This window comes from Ensifer sp. ENS09, assembly GCF_014852425.1.
In the GTDB taxonomy this organism is placed as follows: Bacteria; Pseudomonadota; Alphaproteobacteria; order Rhizobiales; family Rhizobiaceae; genus Ensifer.
On the sequence record NZ_JACVBP010000010.1, the window covers coordinates 25,164 to 38,320 of the forward strand.

General features: G+C 61.8%; 10 protein-coding genes. 3 read left to right on the forward strand and 7 right to left on the reverse strand.

The genetic code is table 11. The features are described 5' to 3' along the window. Nucleotides 1-25: 25 nt before the first annotated feature. On the reverse strand, nucleotides 26-1,933 hold the full coding sequence (locus IB267_RS32250) for an AMP-binding protein (RefSeq protein WP_192451474.1): 1,908 nt from the start codon (nucleotides 1,931-1,933) through the stop codon (nucleotides 26-28). A gap of 112 nt (nucleotides 1,934-2,045) precedes the next feature. Further along, nucleotides 2,046-2,705 carry a YggS family pyridoxal phosphate-dependent enzyme gene (locus IB267_RS32255; RefSeq protein ID WP_192451475.1) on the reverse strand — a complete coding sequence of 220 codons (660 nt, stop codon included), beginning with the start codon at nucleotides 2,703-2,705 and terminating at the stop codon, nucleotides 2,046-2,048. Nucleotides 2,706-2,928: 223 nt separating this feature from the next. Between IB267_RS32255 and leuS the strand changes: the two genes are divergently transcribed. Genes leuS through holA form a run of 3 tightly spaced genes read left to right on the forward strand, consistent with a single transcriptional unit; the run spans nucleotide 2,929 to nucleotide 7,113 of the window. Beyond that, complete coding sequence (leuS, locus tag IB267_RS32260) at nucleotides 2,929-5,556, forward strand: leucine--tRNA ligase (protein WP_192451476.1); 2,628 nt, start codon at nucleotides 2,929-2,931, stop codon at nucleotides 5,554-5,556. Further along, complete coding sequence (lptE, locus tag IB267_RS32265) at nucleotides 5,543-6,067, forward strand: LPS assembly lipoprotein LptE (protein ID WP_043624211.1); 525 nt, start codon at nucleotides 5,543-5,545, stop codon at nucleotides 6,065-6,067. Before leuS ends, lptE begins: the two co-directional genes overlap by 14 nt. An 11-nt stretch (nucleotides 6,068-6,078) precedes the next feature. Then, a complete protein-coding gene (holA, locus tag IB267_RS32270; RefSeq protein ID WP_192451477.1) occupies nucleotides 6,079-7,113 on the forward strand; it encodes a DNA polymerase III subunit delta in 1,035 nt (344 codons plus the stop codon). Nucleotides 7,114-7,317: 204 nt separating this feature from the next. On the opposite strand, the gene IB267_RS32275 is transcribed toward holA, so the two are convergent. The 5 genes from IB267_RS32275 to mnmE all read right to left on the reverse strand — a co-directional run bounded on the left by IB267_RS32275 (nucleotide 7,318) and on the right by mnmE (nucleotide 12,994). Next, nucleotides 7,318-8,208 (reverse strand): ParB/RepB/Spo0J family partition protein, encoded by an 891-nt coding sequence (locus tag IB267_RS32275; protein ID WP_043624216.1) that lies wholly within the window; start codon nucleotides 8,206-8,208, stop codon nucleotides 7,318-7,320. Between the two features lie 35 nt (nucleotides 8,209-8,243). Then, nucleotides 8,244-9,038 (reverse strand): ParA family protein, encoded by a 795-nt coding sequence (locus IB267_RS32280; RefSeq protein ID WP_192451478.1) that lies wholly within the window; start codon nucleotides 9,036-9,038, stop codon nucleotides 8,244-8,246. Between the two features lie 17 nt (nucleotides 9,039-9,055). After that, nucleotides 9,056-9,694, reverse strand: coding sequence for a 16S rRNA (guanine(527)-N(7))-methyltransferase RsmG (gene rsmG / locus IB267_RS32285; RefSeq protein ID WP_192451479.1), 639 nt, complete (start codon nucleotides 9,692-9,694; stop codon nucleotides 9,056-9,058). After that, nucleotides 9,691-11,571, reverse strand: coding sequence for a tRNA uridine-5-carboxymethylaminomethyl(34) synthesis enzyme MnmG (gene mnmG / locus IB267_RS32290; RefSeq protein ID WP_192451480.1), 1,881 nt, complete (start codon nucleotides 11,569-11,571; stop codon nucleotides 9,691-9,693). Before mnmG ends, rsmG begins: the two co-directional genes overlap by 4 nt. Before the next feature lie 94 nt (nucleotides 11,572-11,665). Next, nucleotides 11,666-12,994 carry a tRNA uridine-5-carboxymethylaminomethyl(34) synthesis GTPase MnmE gene (gene mnmE, locus IB267_RS32295; protein ID WP_192451481.1) on the reverse strand — a complete coding sequence of 443 codons (1,329 nt, stop codon included), beginning with the start codon at nucleotides 12,992-12,994 and terminating at the stop codon, nucleotides 11,666-11,668. Nucleotides 12,995-13,157: the final 163 nt, after the last annotated feature.

The window sequence follows — 13,157 nt, forward strand, 5'->3', positions numbered from 1 at the left end:
AATTCATGAGCCGGCTTAGCAATCACTAGACGCCGATGCCTCGCCCATGCAGAGCGACGGTGATTTCGTCGAGGATGACAGGATCATCGATCGTCGCCGGCATTTTCCAGGGCTGACGGTCGGCGATCTTCTGGATCGTGGCGCGCAAGATCTTGCCCGACCGCGTCTTCGGCAGCCGCTTGACGCAGATCGCCAGCCGGAAGGCGGCAACCGGTCCGATGCGTTCGCGCACGAGGCTGATGACTTCGCGTTCGATCTCCGACGTTTCACGGGAAACATTGGAGTTGATGACGAGGAAGCCGGCCGGGATCTGGCCTTTCAAATCGTCGGCAATACCGATGACGGCACATTCGGCGACATCGGGGTGGCTGGAGCAGACCTCCTCCATCGCTCCGGTGGAGAGGCGATGGCCAGCCACATTGATGATGTCGTCCGTCCGCGCCATGATGAAGATATAGCCATCCTCATCGAGATAGCCGGCATCGGCAGTCTTGTAGTAGCCGGGAAACTCGTCGAGATAGGCCGCGCGGAACCGGTGGTCTGCATTCCAGAGCGTCGGCAGGCATCCCGGCGGAAGCGGCAGCTTCACGACCACATTGCCGAGCGTACCGGCGCCAACCGGATGTCCGGCATCGTCGAGGATCTGGACGTCGTATCCCGGTAGCGGAACGGCCGGAGAACCGTATTTTACCGGCAGGAGACCGAGCCCCATGGGATTTCCCGCCACGGGCCATCCGGTTTCCGTCTGCCACCAATGATCGATGACGGGCACGCCGAGGGCCTTCTCGGCCCAGTGGATCGTGTCGGGATCCGCCCGTTCACCGGCCAGAAACAAGGCGCGGAACTTCGACAGGTCGTATCGGCGAACGTGAGAGGCCTCCGGATCCTCCTTGCGGATCGCCCTGAGCGCCGTCGGCGCGGTGAACATCACCACGACGCCGTGCTCGGCGATGATGCGCCAATAGGTTCCGGGGTCCGGCGTGCCGACCGGCTTGCCTTCGAACAGGATCGACGTGCTGCCGTTCAGGAGCGGGCCGTAGACGATGTAGGAATGGCCGACGACCCATCCGATGTCCGACGCAGCCCAGAAGACTTCACCCGGCTGCACGCCGAAGAAGTTCTCCATGGACCATTTGAGCGCGACCATGTGGCCGCCATTGTCGCGCACCACCCCCTTGGGCTGGCCGGTCGTGCCCGAGGTGTAGAGCACATAGAGCGGATCGGTCGAGGCGACCGGCACGCATTCGGTTTCTTCCCCCGCCTCTTTCGCCGCGGCGAGCGCCGACGCGAAATCGATGTCGCGTCCCTCTGTCATGGCGGCTTCCGCCATCTGGCGCTGGAAGACAAGGCAATGGGCCGGCTTGTGGGTTGCGATGTCGAGCGCCGCATCCAGCAGCGGCTTGTAGGCGACAGTACGACCGGGCTCGATACCGCAGCTTGCGGACACGATCAGCTTCGCCTGGCAATCGTCGATGCGTACGGCGAGCTCATTGGCGGCAAAGCCGCCGAAGACCACGGAATGCACAGCGCCAATGCGCGCAGCCGCGAGCATCGCAACCGCCGCCTGCGGGATCATCGGCATGTAGATGATGATCCGGTCGCCCTTGCCGACCCCCAGCTTGCGGTAGGCGGCGGCAAGAGCCGCTACGTCGGCGAGCAGAGATGCGTAGGAGATGCGCTCCACCCGCCCGGTGACGGGGCTGTCATAGATAAAGGCGATCTGCTCGCCACGGCCCGCGGCCACATGGCGATCCAGGCAGTTGTAGCAGGTATTGGTAACGCCATCGGCGAACCAGTGCCCATAGATGCCGGCGTCCGCATCGAACGCCCGTGCCGGTCTTTCAAACCAGTCGATCGTATCGGCGGCATTGAACCAGAAACTCTGCGGGTCCGCTTTCCAGCCCGCGTACACTTCGGCATAGCTGCTCGCCATGTCCCTTCCTCCCTGCGCATGTTGCCGGACATGTCCGGCCTCCTCTTGCACAAGGATAGGCTAATGAGAGACGAGGGGAACCCCGACGAAAGCGGTATGTGACGAGATGACCTCAGCGTGCGCCGAAAATGGCCGAACCGACGCGAACGCCGGTGGCGCCGAACTGGACAGCCGTCTCGAAATCGCCAGACATGCCCATCGACAGCTTCTCGAGCTTGCAGGCAGCAGCCAGCTTGGCGAGCAGAGCAAAGTGCGGACCGGGATTTTCCTCGACCGGCGGAATGCACATCAGCCCCTCGATCGAAAGGCCCAGCTCGCCGCGGCAGAGTTCCACGAAGGCGGCGGTCTCGTCCGGCGCAATGCCGGCCTTCTGCGGCTCCAATCCGGTGTTGACCTGCACATAGAGCCTGAGCGTTCGGCCCTGCTTCTGCATTTCGGCCGCGAGCGCGCGGGCGATCTTCTCGCGATCGACCGTCTCGATGACATCGAACAGCGCGACGGCTTCCGACGCCTTGTTCGACTGCAGCGGGCCGATCAGGTGCAGTTCGAGACCGGGCGTCTCGGCCTTCAGCTCCGGCCACTTGCCCTGCGCTTCTTGCACGCGGTTCTCGCCGAACACCCGCTGCCCGGCCGCGATCACCGGGCGGATGGCATCAGCGTCGAAGGTCTTGGAAACAGCCACAAGCGTGACGCCGCCTTTGGCGCGACCAGCGGACTTCTCCGCCGCCTGAATCCGGCTCACGACATCCTGCAACCGCTCTTGAACTTCCATGGACCTGCTCTCCGACACGGGATTTCCAAACCACTGACCGAGCGGCTTAGGCAAAGTTGAGCCGATTGCCAAGGCCGCTCCGTCGTGGACCGGCTCAAATCCGCCAAAGTGTCGCGCCAAACCCTTCAAAAACTTGACCGTCAGGCGGTTTCGTGGTGAAGGTCACCCTAACTATCATGAGGCGCAACTATGCGCCGCAGAACTTCCGGAACATCGAAAAGACATGTCTAGCGAACGATACAATCCGCGTGATGCCGAGCCCCGTTGGCAGCAGGAATGGGAAAAGAACGAGGTCTTCCAGACCGAGAACGATGATCCGCGCGAAAAGTACTACGTGCTCGAGATGTTCCCCTATCCCTCGGGCCGCATCCACATGGGCCACGTGCGCAACTACACCATGGGTGACGTGGTGGCGCGCTACAAGCGCGCCCGCGGCTTCAACGTGCTGCACCCGATGGGTTGGGACGCCTTCGGCATGCCGGCCGAAAACGCCGCCATGGAGCGTGGCGTGCACCCGGCCAGCTGGACCTACCAGAACATCGCCTCGATGAAGGCGCAGCTGAAGGTCATGGGCCTGTCGCTCGACTGGAACCGCGAGTTCGCAACCTGCGACCCCGCTTATTACCAGCGCCAGCAGTACCTGTTCCTGGACTTCCTGGAAAAGGGCCTCGTCTACCGCAAGCAGTCCAAGGTCAACTGGGACCCTGTCGACAACACCGTGCTCGCCAACGAGCAGGTGATCGACGGCCGCGGCTGGCGATCCGGCGCGCTGGTCGAACAGCGCGAACTGACGCAATGGTTCTTCCGCATCACCGACTTCAGCCAGGAACTGCTCGACGCGCTCGATACGCTGGATCAGTGGCCCGAGAAGGTGCGCCTGATGCAGAAGAACTGGATCGGCCGCTCCGAGGGCCTTTCGCTGCGTTGGGAAATCGTCGAAGGCACCGCCGGCGACGCAACCGAACTCACCGTCTACACCACCCGTCCGGACACGCTCTTCGGCGCCTCGTTCCTCGCGATCGCTGCCGATCACCCGCTGGCAAGGCAGGTGGCGGCCAGCAATCCGGACGTCGATGCATTCTGCGAGGAATGCCGCCGCGCCGGTACCTCGCTCGCAGCCCTTGAAACGGCCGAGAAGAAGGGCATCGACACCGGCATCCGCGCCAAGCACCCGCTCGATCCGAGCTGGGAACTGCCGGTCTATGTCGCGAACTTCGTGCTGATGGACTACGGCACGGGCGCCATCTTCGGCTGCCCCTCCGGCGACCAGCGCGACCTCGACTTCGCGCGCAAATACGATCTGCCTGTCGTTCCGGTCGTCATGCCGAAGGACGGCGACGCCGCGACGTTCGCTATCGGTGACGAGGCCTATATCGGCGACGGCGTGATGATCAATTCGCGCTTCCTCGATGGCCTGTCGACGGAAGACGCCTTCGAGACCGTTGCTTCGAAGCTCGAGAAGGAAATGCTCGACGGCGCGCCACGTGCCGAGCGCAAGGTCAATTTCCGCCTGCGTGACTGGGGCATCTCGCGCCAGCGCTACTGGGGCTGCCCGATCCCGGTCATCCATTGCGAGGACTGCGGCGTCGTGCCGGTTCCCAAGGCCGACCTGCCGGTCGTGCTGCCGCCGGACGTTACCTTCGACAAGCCGGGCAATCCGCTCGACCGTCACGCCACCTGGCGCCACGTTTCCTGCCCGCAATGCGGCAAGGGCGCCCGCCGCGAGACGGACACGATGGACACCTTCGTCGATTCGTCCTGGTACTTCACGCGCTTCACCGCGCCGTGGGAAGACAATCCGACCGACCCCAAGGTCGCCAACCATTGGCTGCCGGTCGACCAATACATCGGCGGCATCGAGCACGCGATCCTGCATCTGCTCTATTCGCGCTTCTTCACCCGCGCGATGAAAGCGACCGGCCATGTGGCCGTCGACGAGCCGTTCAAGGGCCTGTTCACGCAAGGCATGGTCGTGCACGAAACCTATAGCCGCGGCGAAGGCGCCCAGCGCGAATGGGTAACGCCGGCCGAAATCCACATCGAGGAGATCGATGGACGCCGGCGTGCGACGCTGATCGAGACAGGTGAGGACATCGCCATCGGCTCGATCGAAAAGATGTCGAAGTCGAAGAAGAACGTCGTCGATCCCGACGACATCATCGCCTCCTACGGCGCCGACACCGCCCGCTTCTTCGTTCTCTCCGATTCACCGCCGGATCGTGACGTGATCTGGTCCGAAGCCGGTGTCGAAGGATCGCATCGCTTCGTGCAGCGCGTCTGGCGCCTGATCAGCGAAGCGGCCGAGAAGCTGCGCGCAATCGAGGCCGCCCCGGCGCTCGAAGGCGAGGGACTGTCGGTTTCGCAAGCCGCGCATAAGGCGCTGCGTGCGGTCGAGGCGGACTATGACAAGCTCGCCTTCAACAAGGCCGTGGCGCGCATTTACGAGCTCGTGAACACGCTTGCCGCACCGCTGACCCAGGTTGCCGCCGGCAAGGCCGACACGGCCCTGGCAAGTGCCGTAAAGGACGCAACGACGATCCTGATCGACCTGATCGCACCGATGATGCCGCACCTCGCCGAGGAATGCTGGCGCCAGATCGGCGGCGAAGGGCTGATTGCGGAACGCCGCTGGCCGGCGTTCAACCCAGCCTTGGTCGTCGAGAACGAAATCACCATGCCGGTGCAGATCAATGGCAAGAAGCGCGCTGATTTGACAATCGCCCGCGATGCGGATCAGAGTGCGATCGAAAGCGCCGTCCTGGCGCTCGATGCCGTCAAGTCCGCGCTCAACGGCAGCAGCCCCAAGAAAATCATCGTCGTGCCCCAGAGGATCGTCAATGTCGTTGTCTGATAGAGCTGGTTTCCGTATCCGGTCGATTCCGGTTCTGGCTGGCGTGCTCATGTTGACTGCGCTCGCCGGCTGCCAGGTCCGGCCGCTCTATTCCGACCCCGTCGGCACCTCGACGGCACTGGCGGCGATCGAGATTTCCGAAGCCAACGACCGCGTCGAGCAGGAAGTGCGCAACGCGCTGATCTTCCTGGCCGCAGGTGGCCAAGGCGAGCCCGCGAACCCGCAATATCACCTGGCGCTCACCGTCACCCACCGCTCGATGGGCGTGCTCTACGATCAGGCCAAGGACCGCGCCGGCGCCGGCCGCATCGTCGTCAAGGCGGACTACAATCTGACGAAGATCGGTACGGGCGAGACCATCAAGTCGGGCAACCGCACGGCAGTGGCCCTCGTTGACTTCCCGGTTCAGGAATTTGCCAAGGTGCGCGCTGTTCGTGACGGTGAAAACCGAGCGGCGAAGGAACTGGCCGAACTGATCCGGGCCGACATCGCCGCGGCTCTCAGCCGCTAACCGGTGTCGGCATGAGCGAGGTCAAGTCGCACGAGTTCGACTCCTTTCTCCAGAAGTCGGCCGGGGTCTACCGACTTTTCATCCTCTACGGGCCCGACCGCGGGCTCGTCTCCGAGCGTGCTTCGGCAATCGCCGGCCGCTGCGGCGTGCCGCTCGACGATCCCTTTTCCTTGTTGAAGCTCGACGTCAGCGAACTGACGCAATCACCCGGACGGCTGCTCGATGAGGTAAACTCGATCGGCCTCTTCGGCGGCGAAAAGCTCGTCTGGGTCCGTGGCGCAGCCAACGAAAAGCCGCTGGTCGACGCCTTGCAGATCCTGTCCACCGAACCACCGACCGGAAGCTATGTGATCGTCGAGGCCGGCGACCTGAAGAAGGGGTCGGCACTTCGAAAGATCGGCGAAAGCGCCCGTTCGGTCGCCTGTATCGCCTGTTACAGTGACGATACGCGCAGCCTGCAGGCGCTGATCGACAAGGAACTCGGCGACGAGAAGCTGGGCATCAGCCCCGCGGCGCGGCAAAGGCTGCTGGAGGCGCTCGGCGGCGACCGGCTGGCCTCGCGCAACGAGTTGCGAAAGCTCGCGCTCTACTGCCGTGGCAAGTCCACGGTGGACGAAGAGGACGTTCTCGATATCGTTGGCGATGCCAGCGCCATCTCCGTCGACGATGCCGTCGATGCGGTGCTGAAGGGCGACCTCGATGGTTTGCTGCACGCCATGCAGAAGATCACAACATCCAAGACGCGGGCCTTTCTGGTGCTGCAGGCGTGCCTGCGCCAGTTCCAGCAACTCGATGTGATGCGCGCCGAAATGGACGCAAGCCGTCAGCAGGCCGGCCAGGTGATCGCCACCCTCGGACGTGGTCTGCACTTTCGCCGCAAGCCGATCGTCGAGGCGGCCTTGAAGCACTGGTCGAGCCCGGCCATCCGTCGCGAACTCAACCGCCTACAGACGACCATTTTTCAGAGCCGCAGCCGCGCGAGCCTGGAAGAGAGCCTTGTGCTACAGAACCTGATGGCGATTGCGGTGCAGTCGGCGCGACGCTGAGCTCTCCGCCCAGGCCCATTGCTGCTTCCATGTCCGAGTTTCACCGCAGGCTTTCGGCCTGTCTGCCGGAGATGTTTGGATGCCTTCAAGTCACCAGCCGAATTAGGCTGAATGCGAAAAGATCTCGTTATATCAAACAATTAGGCGCGCCGCTCTTCGGGCGGCGCGCCATCAACGCATGAATTCGAGATCTGAAGGAGTGGCTTATCGCCGCTCCAGCAGCCGGCAGATTTCTTCAAGCTGATCCAGCGTCTTGTAGGCGATGCGCAGATGGCCACCGGACGCCTTGTGGTTCACGGTGACTTCAAGCCCGAGGCTATCGGACAGCGTACGCTCGAGCGCCAGCGTGTCTGCATCCTTCTCGTCGCGACGGGCGGTCTTGCCGTAGTTAGGATCGTTCTGCGCACGAATATCGTTCTGCGCGATACGCTCGGCGTCACGCACCGAGAGACCCTTGGCAATGATCGCCCGGGCGAGGGTGGCCGGATCCGACGTCGGAATGAGCGCGCGCGCGTGTCCGGCGGACAGCGTGCCTTCCGACAACATGTCTCGAACCGGCTCAGGCAATTTCAAGAGACGCAGGCTGTTGGCCACATGGCTTCGGCTCTTGCCGATGATCTCGCCGAGATCGTTCTGTGTGTAACCGTGCTCCGCGATCAACTGCTCGTAGCCAAGTGCTTCGTCCAGCGGATTGAGATCCGAGCGCTGGACGTTTTCAACGATGGCGATTTCGAGCGCCGTCCGATCGTCGACGTCGCGAATGATGACCGGGATTTCGGTGAATCCGGCCAACTGTGCCGCACGCCAGCGGCGCTCACCAGCGATGATCTCGTAGCGATCGGCGCCGATCGTCCGGGCAACGACCGGTTGCACGATCCCGTGCTGCCGGATCGAATTGGCGAGATCCTGCAGTTCAGCCTCGTCGAACTGACGACGCGGGTTCCGCGGGTTGCGCGATACGAACTCGATCGGCACGCGCCGATCGGGATTGACCGGGGCAGGGGCGGCCGCGCCCGTTTGCAACGGCTGATCCATCTCGCCGATCAACGCGGCCAGTCCGCGACCGAGCCGCCTCTTCGAGCTATCGTCGTTCATATCGTCACCCGAGTTAAATTACGCTACCGAAATGATTATGCTGCCTTACGCTGGCGCTCGCGCTGAATGACTTCGGAGGCCAGCTGCAGATAGGCCTGGCTACCGGCGCATTTCAGATCATACAGAATGGCCGGTTTGCCATAGGACGGGGCTTCCGAGACGCGAACATTGCGCGGGATCAGAGTGTGGTAGACTTTGTCGCCAAGATGCGTCCGGACGTCGCTGACAACCTGCTGTGCCAAGTTGTTGCGCGAATCGAACATGGTCAGGACGATACCCTGGATATCCAAGCTTGGATTCACGGTCCGGCGTATCTGATCCACCGTCTCCAGCAGCTGGCTCAGGCCCTCGAGCGCGAAGAACTCGCACTGCAGAGGCACGAGCACCGAATGGGCCGCTGCCATCGCGTTCATCGTCAGCAGATTGAACGACGGCGGGCAATCGACCAGCACGTAGGAATATTCCATTGCAGCGGGACTGACCAAGGCCTTGCGCAAACGGAAGACGCGATCCGGTTCCTGCGCGATTTCCATCTCGACACCGAGAAGGTCCATCGTCGAAGGAATGATCGCAAGGTTTGGGACCGCGGTCTCCTGGGCGATCTCTCCGATCCCGTGCGATCCCATCATCAATTCATAGGACGACAGGTTCCGATCGCGGCGCTGGATACCAAGACCGGTGCTGGCGTTGCCCTGAGGGTCGAGATCGACGATCAGGACGCGCTCGCCGATAGCCGCCAATGCGGTCGCCAGGTTGATGGCCGTCGTGGTTTTGCCCACGCCACCCTTCTGATTTGCGATTGTGATGATCCGGTTTTTGCCACCAAACATGTTTCCGCTCGCGATCACTAAGCCTTGCGTGACAGATTTGCGATCTCGAGCACGACAGAATCCGGCTCGACCACGCTTGGATGTTTTACCAGATCAAAGTGATAGCGGCCAACGGCTTTGTCGATTTCGCGCTGGTAATCCCGCCCTTTGTGAAAATACCCGACCGCTTTTTGGTCCTGTGCCGTCATCCACGGCGCAGAATAGTCAAGCAGCAGGGTCAAATCCGCGAGCGCGCGCGCAGAAACAGCATCGGCGCGGGGAATAATTGCGCCCGCATCTTCGATTCGAACCGGGTGAACGGAGCCGCGCGCGCCCGTTTCTGCCAAGGCGACGCGCAAAAAGGCAGCCTTCTTGTTGTTGCTTTCGACGAGATGCACCCAGCCGTCAGCAAGCTCAGCGAGATAGATCGCCGTGATCACACCGGGAAAACCACCACCGCTGCCGAGATCGACCCAGGTCTTCGGATCCGGCGACAGCTGCGCGAGTTGCAGACTGTCGACGATATGCCGGCGCCAAAGATCCTCGACCGTCGACGGCGCTACAAGATTGATCGACTTCGCCCACTTCTGAAAAAGCCTGGCAAAATGCTCGAGCCGTTCATTCGTTTCACGTGAAACACGCAGTCCGTTCAACACATCGATTGGACTCTCCTTCATTGTACGCTGGCCTTTTCTTCACGTTCTACGGTTCGGTTCTGTCGCTTCAGCCATGCCAGGATCAGCGATGCCGCGGCCGGCGTCATGCCATCGACCTTCATCGCCTGGGCGAGATTGCGGGGCGCCTGCTGCTTCAGCTTCTGCTTCAACTCATTGGAGAGGCCCGAGAGCATATCGAAGTCGAAGCCATCGGGTATGACGAGATTTTCTTCGCGCTGAATGCCGGCAATATCCGCGGCCTGGCGATCCATGTAGACGGCATAGACCGCATCGATCTCAAGCGCCTCAACGACGCGCGGACCAATCGACGACAGCTCGGGCCAGATGGGCTGCAAGCCGGCAATCGACTGATCGGGATAGGACAGGATCTCGAAAGCGGTACGCCGTTGGCCATCCTGATTGAGCTTCAGGCCATGACGGTTACCCTCGGCCGGGGTGACCGAGAGGCCCTTCAGCAGCTCGCGCCCTTCGTCGAAACGCGTACGCCAATCGACGAAGCGATCGCGGCGCGCATCGGAGATGCAACCAATCTCCATCGCAAGCGGTGTCAGGCGCGCATCGGCATTGTCAGCCCGCAGCGACAGTCGGTACTCCGCGCGGGAGGTGAACATGCGATAGGGCTCAGTGATCCCACGCGACGTCAGATCGTCGATCATCACACCAATATAGGACTGCGTCCGGCTGAACACGACCTCGGGACGGTTCGTCGCGATCAATGCAGCATTCAAGCCGGCAACAAGACCCTGGGCGCCCGCTTCCTCATAGCCGGTCGTGCCGTTGATTTGCCCGGCCAGGAAAAGCCCCGGCATCTTGCGCACGGCAAGGGTCGCGTTCAATTCGCGCGGATCGACGTGATCATACTCGATGGCATAACCAGGCTGGAGGATTGCGACATTCTCCAGGCCGGGGATCGTCTTGATAAAGGCTTCCTGAATGTCTGCCGGCAGCGATGTCGAAATACCGTTCGGATAGATCGTGTCGTCATCGAGACCCTCGGGTTCCAGGAAGATCTGGTGACCATCACGCTCACCGAACCGTACGATCTTGTCCTCGATGGACGGGCAATAGCGCGGTCCGACACCCTCGATTTGACCAGAATACATCGCCGACTTGCCGATATTGTCGGTAATGATCTTGTGTGTCGCTTCCGTGGTGCGCGTTACGCCGCAATCGATCTGGCGGTTCACAATCCTGTCGGTCATGAACGAGAAGGGCACCGGATCCTCGTCCGGGCCCTGGCGGCCGACATTTACCCAATCGATGGTGCGTCCATCCAGGCGGGCGGGCGTTCCAGTCTTCAAGCGGCCAAGCCGCAATCCAAACCGCAACAAGGTGCCGGAGAGCCCGACGGAAGGTTCCTCACCAACGCGACCGGCCGGGATCTTTTGATCGCCGATATGAATGAGGCCCTTCAAAAACGTGCCCGTCGTCAGGACAATGGACTTGGCTTGGAAGCTTCGGCCGTCCTTCATGAGGACACCTTGGATACGGCCCTGGTCTTCCAACAGGTCGAAGGCATCGCCCTCGATAACTGTCAAATTGTCGATGGCAGCGATCTCGCGCTGCATGGCTTCGCGGTAGAGGCGACGATCGGCTTGCGTGCGCGGTCCACGCACCGCCGGTCCCTTGCGGCGATTGAGCAGACGAAACTGAATGCCGCCGGCATCCGCAACGCGCCCCATCAAGCCGTCCATCGCATCGATCTCGCGGACCAGGTGTCCCTTGCCCAGGCCGCCGATGGCCGGGTTGCAGGACATAACCCCGATCGTCGATGCCTTGTGCGTGATCAACGCCGTGCTGGCGCCCAGACGCGCGGCCGCAGCCGCGGCCTCGCAGCCGGCATGGCCACCGCCAATGACGATTACGTCAAATTGCATCTTTGCCTCTTCTCCGGGGTTGACCCCGGCACGAATCGTTTCACGTGAAACACAATGAAAGACTCGCAAACGTTGTATTGCTCTGCGCTACTGATTATTTCCCGATACAGAATTCGGAAAATATCACATCGAGAAGGTTCTCAACATCCACGCGGCCGGTTATCCGTCCAATTGCGTCGCCAGCAAGGCGCAAGAGTTCCGCGCGTATGTCCAGCCCCAGATCCTGCCTTGCCAGGCTGTCGTCGATCGAGCGTTGTGCCTGCCGCAGGCTATCGACATGTCGCCGCCGCGACGGTAGCGACAGCGACGTCCGCCCACTGAGATCGGGCAGGTGTCCCGCGATCGCGTCCAGCAGTTGTTCCATGCCGGCGCCGGTTTTTGTGGAAACCAACACGTCGGCAGAACCATCGCGCCAACTATCACTGCCGCGATCCAGTTTGGTTCCGACGCGCAGCACCGGCGTCATCTCGGATGCAAGGTCGGATATGACATCAAATCCATCCGGCCCATCGGCCAGCAGTAGGATCAGATCCGCTCTCTCGATAATTTCTCGCGCGCGACGAATGCCTTCTTGTTCTACTTTCTCGTCGGTTTCCCGCAGACCGGCCGTGTCATAAAGTTTCACGGAGAATCCGGCTAAGGAAAGGTCAACGGAAAGGACGTCGCGGGTTGTGCCGGCAATCTCAGTGACGATGGCAATGTCGCGCCGGGCCAGCGCGTTGAGCAAACTCGACTTGCCGGCGTTCGGCTCACCCGCGATGACGATCTTCAGCCCGTCGCGGATGATCTCCGCGATCGGCGCATCAGCAATATGCGCTGCGATCTCTTGCGACAGCAGAGACATGTCCCGCCAGATGCGCTCGCTGACCGATCCCGGCACGTCGTCTTCATCGGCAAAATCGAGCTCCGCCTCGATCATCGCCCGCGCATGGGTCAAGCGCTTCGCCCAGCCGGCATAGACCTTCGACTGTCCGCCGCCGGAATGCTCGATCGCAAGCCGACGCTGCATTTCCGTCTCGGCGACAATCAGGTCAGCGAGACCCTCCACCTCGACCAGGTCGAGCTTGCCGTTCTGGAAAGCGCGGCGCGAAAACTCACCTGCTTCTGCATGGCGCAAACCCTCGAGCTTCGAGAGTTCCTCAAGCAACGCGTTGACCGCGGCGCGGCCACCATGGATCTGAAACTCGGCGCAATCTTCTCCGGTAAAGGAGGCAGGTCCGCGAAAGTAGAGAACAAGGCCGCTATCGATGACATCACCGTTACGAGACCGAATCGATCTCAATGCCGCCTTCCGCGGCGAGGGCACGTCACCACATAGTGCCTGCAGCACCGCTTCGGTGTGCCTTCCGCTGACACGCACGACTGCGACGCCGGCGGGCAGAGCTCCGCTGGAAAGCGCATAGATCGTTTGCGTCGCTGTCATGGGCTCACCTGAAAAGACCGCGGGCGCATGTAACCGCGTCGATGGTCGAAACAATGGGGATCGTCGAAGTTCCCGACCGGATCGTCCTGCTTCGCGGAGTGCGCTCACACAGAGCCAAACGGTATCTCAAAGGGTCGGCGTGCTTATGCCGAAAGAATGCTGA

Coding starts and splice junctions, on each gene's coding strand:
- IB267_RS32250 (WP_192451474.1), bottom strand. CDS start 1,933: ATGGCGAGCAGCTATGCCGAAGTGTACGCGGGCTGGAAAGCGGACCCG.
- IB267_RS32255 (WP_192451475.1), bottom strand. CDS start 2,705: ATGGAAGTTCAAGAGCGGTTGCAGGATGTCGTGAGCCGGATTCAGGCG.
- leuS (WP_192451476.1), top strand. CDS start 2,929: ATGTCTAGCGAACGATACAATCCGCGTGATGCCGAGCCCCGTTGGCAG.
- lptE (WP_043624211.1), top strand. CDS start 5,543: ATGTCGTTGTCTGATAGAGCTGGTTTCCGTATCCGGTCGATTCCGGTT.
- holA (WP_192451477.1), top strand. CDS start 6,079: ATGAGCGAGGTCAAGTCGCACGAGTTCGACTCCTTTCTCCAGAAGTCG.
- IB267_RS32275 (WP_043624216.1), bottom strand. CDS start 8,208: ATGAACGACGATAGCTCGAAGAGGCGGCTCGGTCGCGGACTGGCCGCG.
- IB267_RS32280 (WP_192451478.1), bottom strand. CDS start 9,038: ATGTTTGGTGGCAAAAACCGGATCATCACAATCGCAAATCAGAAGGGT.
- rsmG (WP_192451479.1), bottom strand. CDS start 9,694: ATGAAGGAGAGTCCAATCGATGTGTTGAACGGACTGCGTGTTTCACGT.
- mnmG (WP_192451480.1), bottom strand. CDS start 11,571: ATGCAATTTGACGTAATCGTCATTGGCGGTGGCCATGCCGGCTGCGAG.
- mnmE (WP_192451481.1), bottom strand. CDS start 12,994: ATGACAGCGACGCAAACGATCTATGCGCTTTCCAGCGGAGCTCTGCCC.